At 43.2% G+C, this 8,519-nt stretch carries 7 protein-coding genes; 1 reads left to right on the top strand and 6 read right to left on the bottom strand.

Annotated features, from left to right (window positions below):
• Positions 1 to 301: 301 nt before the first annotated feature.
• From I1A59_RS08625 to I1A59_RS08605, 5 genes are all read right to left on the bottom strand, one after another.
• Positions 302 to 835 (bottom strand): hypothetical protein, encoded by a 534-nt coding sequence (locus tag I1A59_RS08625; protein WP_348769639.1) that lies wholly within the window; start codon positions 833 to 835, stop codon positions 302 to 304.
• A 730-nt stretch (positions 836 to 1,565) separates the two neighbouring features.
• The gene (locus I1A59_RS08620; protein ID WP_196092370.1) at positions 1,566 to 2,762 is read right to left on the bottom strand and encodes a CapA family protein; all 1,197 of its coding nucleotides are present in this window, start codon (positions 2,760 to 2,762) and stop codon (positions 1,566 to 1,568) included.
• 9 nt (positions 2,763 to 2,771) lie between these two features.
• Positions 2,772 to 3,710, bottom strand: a complete 939-nt coding sequence (gene msrB, locus I1A59_RS08615) for a peptide-methionine (R)-S-oxide reductase MsrB (protein WP_196092369.1) — start codon at positions 3,708 to 3,710, stop codon at positions 2,772 to 2,774.
• A 9-nt stretch (positions 3,711 to 3,719) separates the two neighbouring features.
• Positions 3,720 to 4,259 (bottom strand): DUF4352 domain-containing protein, encoded by a 540-nt coding sequence (locus tag I1A59_RS08610; RefSeq protein WP_196092368.1) that lies wholly within the window; start codon positions 4,257 to 4,259, stop codon positions 3,720 to 3,722.
• A 15-nt stretch (positions 4,260 to 4,274) separates the two neighbouring features.
• Complete coding sequence (locus tag I1A59_RS08605; protein ID WP_196092367.1) at positions 4,275 to 5,123, bottom strand: mechanosensitive ion channel family protein; 849 nt, start codon at positions 5,121 to 5,123, stop codon at positions 4,275 to 4,277.
• Positions 5,124 to 5,343: 220 nt separating this feature from the next.
• On the opposite strand from I1A59_RS08605, the gene sstT reads away from it, so the two are divergent.
• On the top strand, positions 5,344 to 6,555 hold the full coding sequence (gene sstT / locus I1A59_RS08600; protein WP_196092366.1) for a serine/threonine transporter SstT: 1,212 nt from the start codon (positions 5,344 to 5,346) through the stop codon (positions 6,553 to 6,555).
• Between the two features lie 380 nt (positions 6,556 to 6,935).
• Here the strand turns inward: sstT and I1A59_RS08595 are convergent, their stop codons facing one another.
• Positions 6,936 to 8,276 (bottom strand): sodium:alanine symporter family protein, encoded by a 1,341-nt coding sequence (locus I1A59_RS08595; protein ID WP_196092365.1) that lies wholly within the window; start codon positions 8,274 to 8,276, stop codon positions 6,936 to 6,938.
• Positions 8,277 to 8,519 lie beyond the last annotated feature (243 nt).

Genomic DNA, 8,519 nt, shown 5'->3' with positions numbered 1-8,519 from the left:
TGGACGACTGCGTAAACCAATTGAAACGGTATTTTCGAGTTTAGAGCAGTTTGGGATTGAGGATTTAAGATGCAGGAATCTCTATGCTTTAAAATTTAAAGTAGAGGCCATCCTATTAACTTATTCCGGGCACCTCGAAAAACTCCGGTTTTGCATCAAATCATGTCGTAGAAATCTTGATAAATCAATGTTCGAATTTTTAAGAGTTTAGTTTTTAGAGGTGCCCTTCCATATTACTTCATCAAAGCCAGATCGAAAATGGTTTCAGTCTAAAATATTCACTTGCTTACCCTTAAATCAACTAGCACAACGGGTAAAATTGAGTTTTTTGAATGATTTCTAATCCAAATATCTCAATCGCTCTAGACTCAAGCGCTTGTCCACATGAACCCAGAATCCAGAGTTCAAACAAACACCAATCCGAAATTCCCATCAGATAGTCCGCGATAACTTCTTTATCTTTTTCAGAAATAAGGTAGCGTTCATCACACCGATTCAACAAAACCTGAACGACTGAAATCATTACACGATCCGACGCTCTTCTTTCAGTCTTATACTTTTCTTCATAATTCGCCTGTAAATTTAGGAAATAAGATGTATTTTTGTTTAAAAGTGCTTGATTAAAATCAATTGTTACCCTCGGATCCTCTTCTTGGTAATAAACATGATAAAAATTCCAAAACTCACCTAGAAGTACATCCATCCGTTGTAGACAGGCCATAAATTTTGAAAGAGAAATATCATTTTCTCCTTTTTCAAAGCGAGAAATCTGAGCAGCCGAAATATCTTGTCCTGCCACTTCCCGAATGGATAAATTTTTAGAATTCCGAATCATTTTGAAAACACGACCATATTTATTTATTTAAACACTCCTGTTACAAATACGTAACACATTCTAAATTTCTATTTCTTTATTATAAAATAATTGTATGTGAATCAAATTACAAATTCAAGAGGAGAAACAACAACATGAAAAATTTTTTTGTTCTATTTAATATTTCAGCTATATTGCTTCTTAACACTGTTCAACAATCTTCAAAAATAATTGTCAGTAAGAATACCTCATCAACTATTTCAGTTCGCTCAATTGTGAATACCTTAGACTGGTAAAAGTTAATACATAAGAATCACGCCGCATAGATTTGTCTGATAGTCTTCAAATTTCTTTAAAATCAACAAAGATATACTCTTTTAGTTTATCTTTTATTACTGTGTTAGTTCGTCTTGCCGTACTTCATACTCATTGAATTTCAAAATCTGACTTTGTCAAGCCTCTTTGATGAACTTTTTGATTGCGTGCTTTGCATGCCTTATCGATAATATTCAACAGGTCTCCCAGACCTGTTGAACTACCGTCATCGGCTTTCCTAGTCATCTCTTTGAAAGATTCGAGTATTCCGATTTTGAAGTTAGTTAAGTATCAGTACTGTCTACGACTCGCTGCCTTGTACTAAAAACAAACTAAACGACTATAACTTATAATTCAAGATATTCTCTATTTTCAATGATATCTAGCTACTATGAAAAGGAGCAAGTTCAAGTCTTGCCCCTTTTTCTGTACATTCTTATTTTTTATTAAGCCATTGAAGGTTCAAAAGTTCGTTTGTTTCAAGAAAAGCGTTTTCAACCCGCGCCTGCGTTTCGGCATCGAGTTGGCCCTCATAGCGACCACCTTTCAAGAAATCTTCTACCACCAAGGTTTGGTAGAGGTATTGAGGGAATCCCGCTTGCGAATAGGTTCCCTTCTCGACTCGATTCACCCAGGTTGGGTGGCCTTTGACAGATTTAATCCGAGTCTTTTGGCCCTGTTTCTCCACTTCTACATCCATGAGGACCCCACGCTCCGTCCATTCGGAGTTGGCCATTCCATCCAAGCTCTCGATTCGCTGATTGGAAATGAAATTGCCCATAGAATAGATGATGAACTTGTTTTCCCCATCTTTTTCAATCATTTCAGTTGGTTCTGGAACATGCGGGTGGCCACCGAATACCAGGTCAGCGCCCCAGTCCACCATCTTGCGGTATAGCTCAACCTGTTCCTCGGTCGGCTCCAAACGGTATTCCTCACCCATTTGCGGCATGACAATCGTGAGGTCCGCCTCTTTCTCGGCCCGCTTTATTTCCGCCTCCATTTTCTCCTGATCCAAATCAGAGAGAACTGCCTCATACTCTTCTGGGCTCAGCCCAGCTTCCAACCCATTAAAACCATAAGCATAGGCTAGGAGCGCAATCTTAATGCCATTGACCTCCTTGATAAGCAAGGGAGCCTGATCGCGTGCTTGATCAGGATAAACGCCAATGGGGGTAATACCAGCGTCTTTGAAGGCTTGGGCAGTAGTCGCCACGCCTTCAAAGCCCGAATCTAAAATATGGTTGTGGGCCAGGTCCATGGCATCGTAGCCAGCATCTTTAATAGCCTCTACCACTTGGGGAGGCGCATTAAAGAGCGGGTAACCGCTCAAGGGATAGTCCGGGTTAATGGTTCCTTCAAAATCGCCAATGGCCAGGTCAGCTTGTTCTAACCAGGATTTGACATAGGTAAAGTTTTCAGAGAAATCATAGCTGCCATCCGCCTGCTCTACAGAATAGTAGAGAAGGTCATGGTAGAGCAAATCACCGTGTGCCATAATCCGAGCTTGGGTCGCCTGACTGTCTTCCTGACCCTTTACTAGTTCCTGAACATAAGGACGACCAAAGTAGACTCCTAACCCCGCCAGGGTCACCGTTGTCAAGAGACCTGTTACAAAAACTTCCTTCTTCATAACATCTTCCTAATCAAACAAGTCTAGTAAATAACCATAGCCTTCCACTTCCAGATCTTCCTTAGCCACAAAACGGAGGGCAGCACTATTGATACAGTAGCGAAGTCCACCTGATTCTTGCGGACCATCTTCAAAAACATGTCCCAAATGGGCGTCCCCTGCCCGACTCCGAACCTCAATCCGGCGCATCCCGTGACTCAAATCCTGACGGTACTGAATAAGGTCCTTGGCAATGGGTTTGGAGAAGGCTGGCCAACCACAACCTGAATTGTATTTATCTGCAGACTGGAAGAGGGGCTCTCCAGAAGTAATGTCCACATAAATTCCTTCTTGGAAATGTTCATCATACCTGTTATCAAATGGACGCTCGGTCGCATTTTCCTGAGTCACCGCATATTCTTCTACAGATAAACGCTGCTTCAACTCCTCTTGGTCAGGCTTTTGGTAAAGGGCAGGATCAATCAAAGGCTGGTAGGCATCCTCCACATTGATGTGGCAGTAACCTCCTGGATTTTTCTTCAAATAATCTTGGTGATAATCTTCTGCAGGGATATAGTGGCGAAGCGGTTCCACTTCAACAGCCAAGGGTTGGTTGCCAAAATGTTGCGACTGTTCAGCCATAACCTGCTCAATCACAGGTAGATCTTGGGCATCCTGGTAATAAATCCCTGTTCGGTATTGGCGACCACGATCATTGCCCTGGCGATTGACACTGAGCGGATCAATCACTCGGAAATAATACAGCAGAATTTCCCGTAAGCTAAGGACTGCAGGGTCATAACTGACAAAGACTGTTTCTGCATGGTCGGTTTCTTTTAAGAGTTGATAATTGGTTGTTTCGACTTGGCCATTGGCATAACCCACACTAGTCTCCTGAACACCATCAATGCGAGAAAAATATTCCTCTAAACCCCAAAAACAACCACCTGCTAAATATATTGATTTCATAGTGACCTCCTAATTAGACTTCCATTCTGTATCGTAGTGGACAAGATAATAGGGCCCTTCCCCCATCTCGCCATCAAAAACCAAACGATAGCTACCTTGATCACCCGGTTCCAGACTGCTCTCCAAAGCCTCCTGATCAAAGGTCACACTATCTAACAGCAAGGGTTCTCCCTCTTCATCAAATAATTCGTAACTATAGGGATTCACACGGAAGGTATTCCCATGACTATTTTCAACCAAGAGCTCAACCACAACCGCTGATCCAGTGGCATCATCCCACATCTCCTGATTTTCATCTGTTTCGATGGTCTTAACCGTTACCCGTTCCCCGGTTACAAATTGCCGCGATTGGCCCAGCTTTTGCTCGATGACACTCTCTTCTTTTTGATTTAAACCTAAAAGACGGGCATACTGCTCATTTTCCTCGGCTAGCCCTAAATAAGAAAAGAGCAGACCACCAATTCCAAGTAGTAAAAGGACATTCAACCCCACCAAGCTAAGGATCCAAATCCAATAGGGCTGAGACCGCAAAGTCTTTTTGTCAGACATTCTGGATGCACCTCCTTAATTCGTAGATCCGGAAGAAGTCGACAAATGCACACCAGCTTCCTTCAAGGCATCCTGGTACAAGCGATAAATGGGATAAGCCACCCCCGCATCCTGTCCTTGGCGAATAGGGATCGAAATGCGATAGACAAATCCTTCACTCCGACTCCACTGCGGTCCAAGAACTTTAGGCTGACCATCTAATTGGTCAAATCCCTGCAGTTGCGACTGGTTGACTTGCTCCACAACCCGATCCACAAGCTCAAAGTCTGTCCCCGGTAACAAAGGCAAGTCCAAGCTAATGGAAACATCTCCCCGAGACTGATTGCTAACGATGAGAATCTGTCGATTGGGAATATAGTAGAGAGTCCCATTGCTATCACGAACCTGGGTTGTTCGGATTCCAACATTTTCGACAGTACCGGATAGTTTGCCAGATCCATTTGGCAGGGTCACATAATCTCCAACATCTAATTGCCTTTCCAATAGGATAAAGAAACCATTCACCATATCTGACAAGAAGCCCTGAGCCCCTAGACCAACCACAACCCCTGCCAAACCAGCTCCAGCTAGTAGCGAGGAGACCGGTAAACCAAGAATCGATAGCACCCAATAAATCAAAAGAAAATAGAGGGCATAGTTTAGAACATTATCCACCAAATGCAAAAGAGTTTCCTTGCGAGCTGAATTACTCTGCACCAGCAACATGGAGGGAGCAAGCAAACGATGAACAAGTCCATGAATGAGTTTTTTCCCCATCCAAAACAAGACAAAGAGAAAAAGCAGTGAAAGTAATTTGGACAGGAACTGGTCTAGTAGATCTTCCCATTGAATCTTCTCTAAGGTTCGTAATACTAGGTTTTGCATAAAACCTCCTTTTCCTTATTATCATTATAACACAGGGGAAGTCTTCCGCCTGCAACATCTGTTATCAAATCCTCTTATGATTTCCATAAGTTTTTATAAAAAAGGGGGGAGAAAGTTGCAAAAATTCCGAACTTTTTTCATAAAAACCCAGAAAATCCATTGACAGTGGAATTTTCTTATAGTAGACTATTTAAAATAAATTTTAAAGGAGGTTTCAATCATGAAACGTTACATTCAGGCCTGGAATCGAGCCAGTCTGATCAAGCGAATTGCAATTGGGGTTGTCATTGGTTTTGCCCTCGCCCTCATCGTTCCATCTTGGTCAGCTATCGGAATCCTCGGAGATGTCTTCGTAGGTGCTTTGCGAGCAGTTGCCCCTCTCTTGGTATTTGCATTGGTAACCAACGCCCTTTCTCAGCACAGAGAAGGTGGACAATCCAATATAAAAACCATCGTTCTCCTTTACCTATTCGGCACGTTTGCTGCTGCTTTGGTTGCTGTGCTTGTATCCTTTGCTTTCCCAACAACCTTAACACTAGCAAATGCGGCTACGGATATCGCACCGCCTAGTGGATTGGCTGAAATCGCTCGTAACCTCTTACTCAACATTGTAGAAAACCCAGTTAGCGCTATTTCCAATGGTAACTACATCGGAATTTTAGCTTGGGCTAGCGTCTTTGGAATTGCTATGCGCCAAGCGAGCAAGCAAAGTAAAGAATTGCTTCAAACGGTGGCAGATGTAACCTCAACTGTCGTAGCTTGGGTAATTAACTTAGCACCATTCGGAATCCTTGGTTTGGTTTTCAAAGCGATCTCTGAACAAGGGGTCGATGCCCTTCTAGGTTACGGCCAATTGATCCTTGTGATTGTGGCAACCAACCTCTTTGTAGCCTTGGTTATCAACCCAATCATTGGATTTGTGATGATGCGTAAAAATCCATATCCACTTGTCCTCAAAACCTTACAAGTCAGCGGTGTAACTGCCTTCTTTACTCGAAGCTCAGCAGCCAACATCCCCGTAAACTTGAAACTCTGTGAAGAGCTTGGTTTGGACAAAGATACCTATACAATCTCTATCCCGCTTGGAGCAACCATCAACATGGGTGGTGCCGCCATTACCATCACTATTCTTTCTCTTGCAGCGGTTCACACTCTTGGTATTAATGTGGACTTCGGAACTGCCCTCCTCCTCTCTGTTGTAGCTGCCTTGTCAGCCTGTGGAGCTTCTGGGGTTACCGGTGGATCTCTGCTCCTGATTCCTGTGGCATGTAGCCTCTTTGGGATCTCTGGTGATATCTCAGCACAAGTTATCGGAGTCGGCTTTATCATCGGTATCATCCAAGATGCCTGTGAAACTGCCCTCAACTCTTCAACCGACGTTCTCTATACTGCCTATGCAGAATGGAGCGCGTGGAAGAAAAAAGAAGCTTAGTCTACAAATCCCTCTGGCTTTGGCCAGAGGTTTTTTTGATACTATAGTCTTTTAGTACAAGGCAGCGAGTCGCTGGCAGTACTAAAGTACGGCAAGACGAGCCAATACAGTAATAATACTCATTACATTTCAAAATCTGAATGTGTGAATCCTCTTCACCAACCCCCTTTGATTGCGTGCCTTGCACGCTTTAGCGATAATATTCAACAGGTCTCCCAGACCTGTTGAACCATCTTCATCGGATTGATTGCAAGCGATGCTTGCTTCATGACCTATACATTTTAATCCAATTTCTGGATTAAAATTCATTTCAGATTTCGAACTATTTCGAGTATATATGAGCATAAAAAGCCGAGATTCTTCATCTCGACTTGTATTACTTAGGCTTTCTTTTGTTTGTCTAAATACTTTTTGGTCTCCATCACAACAATCGGACTAAGCGCCAAGAGAGCAATCAAGTTGGGAAGTACCATAAGGGCATTCACGATATCCGCAATCAGCCAAATAACATCTACTGTTAGAAAAGCTCCAAGGAAAACAAAAGCAACATAGAGCGCTCGATAAATCCAGATAAAACGAAGCCCGAAGAGGAACTCAAAGCACCGCTCCCCATAATAGTTCCAGCCGATAATGGTTGTAAAGGCAAATAGAACCAAGAAAAGCATGAGAAGAACTGCTCCTAGGTTACCAAATACCGTACCAAAAGCTGCTTGTGTTAAGCTAGCCCCATTAGCTTCTCCTGTCCAAACACCAGTAATCAAGATGGATAAACCAGTCAAGCTACAAACAATAATGGTATCAATAAAGGTACCGGTCATCGAAATCAGACCTTGCTCTACAGGCGATTCGGTCTTAGCAGCCGCAGCCGCAATCGGTGCACTTCCCATTCCAGATTCGTTGGAGAAGACCCCACGCGCAATCCCTGTCTGAATCGCTGTCCGAACTGTCGCGCCCGCAAAGCCTCCAAGAGCGGCTGCAGGAGTGAAGGCACTGGTCACAACCAATTCAAGAGTCGGAAGCAATTGATCAATGTTTACAACAAGAATGGTTCCGGCTGCTAGGACATAAACCAAAGCCATAAATGGAACTACTGCTGTTGAGATTTTAGAAATACTTTGAATACCTCCAAAAATCGCAATCGCCACTAGAATCGTCAGGATCGGTCCAGTCACTTCTGAACCAATTCCCAATCCTGTCTTAATGGAGTCCGTAATAGAAGAAACCTGTGTGAAAGTACCGGTGGACAAAAGGGCTGTTAATACGGCACCTCCTGCGAAGAAATTGGCTAGAGGGCGCCATTTCTCTCCCATCCCATTCACAATGTAGTACATGGGTCCACCAGAGGCAGCTCCCTTTTCATCCTTCACTCGATATCGAATGGCCAAAACACCTTCAGCGTATTTGGTAGCCATCCCGAAGAAGGCAGCTACCCACATCCAGAAGAGGGCACCAGGGCCACCCATCTTAATGGCTGTTGCTACCCCAACAATATTCCCGGTACCGATGGTGGCAGCTAAAGCCGTACTCAAGGCTGCAAAACTGGAAATATCACCAGTCCCTTCCTTATCATCCGCTTTAAAAATCAATTTTAAGGCTCTTGGAAGCTGGGTTACTTGTAGCATTCCCAAACGGAAACTTAGGAAAATCCCTGTTCCCACCAACAAAATTAAAAGGGGAGGTCCCCAGACAAACGCATCCAACTGCGTCAAAAACTCTAACATGTCTACTCCTCTACTCCAACCTTTCGCAAAATTGGAGTCTCTCTAAAAAACTGTACCCTCCATTTTAAAACAAGACCCTCTCTTTGTCAATTTTACCCAGCTTTATAAATGTAACCTATCATTCGAAAGTGATAATGTCTTAAGTAAATCGAATATGAAAATGTCCTCTGTGTTACATTAGAAAGATGAGGAAAATAGTTTTAACAATGTCTGAAGATAAAAAATATCAAGTGATCAAGCAAG

The sequence above is a fragment of the Streptococcus sp. NLN76 genome, assembly GCF_015686645.1.
In the GTDB taxonomy this organism is placed as follows: Bacteria; Bacillota; Bacilli; order Lactobacillales; family Streptococcaceae; genus Streptococcus.
This window is presented reverse-complemented; position numbering and strand designations above follow the sequence as displayed.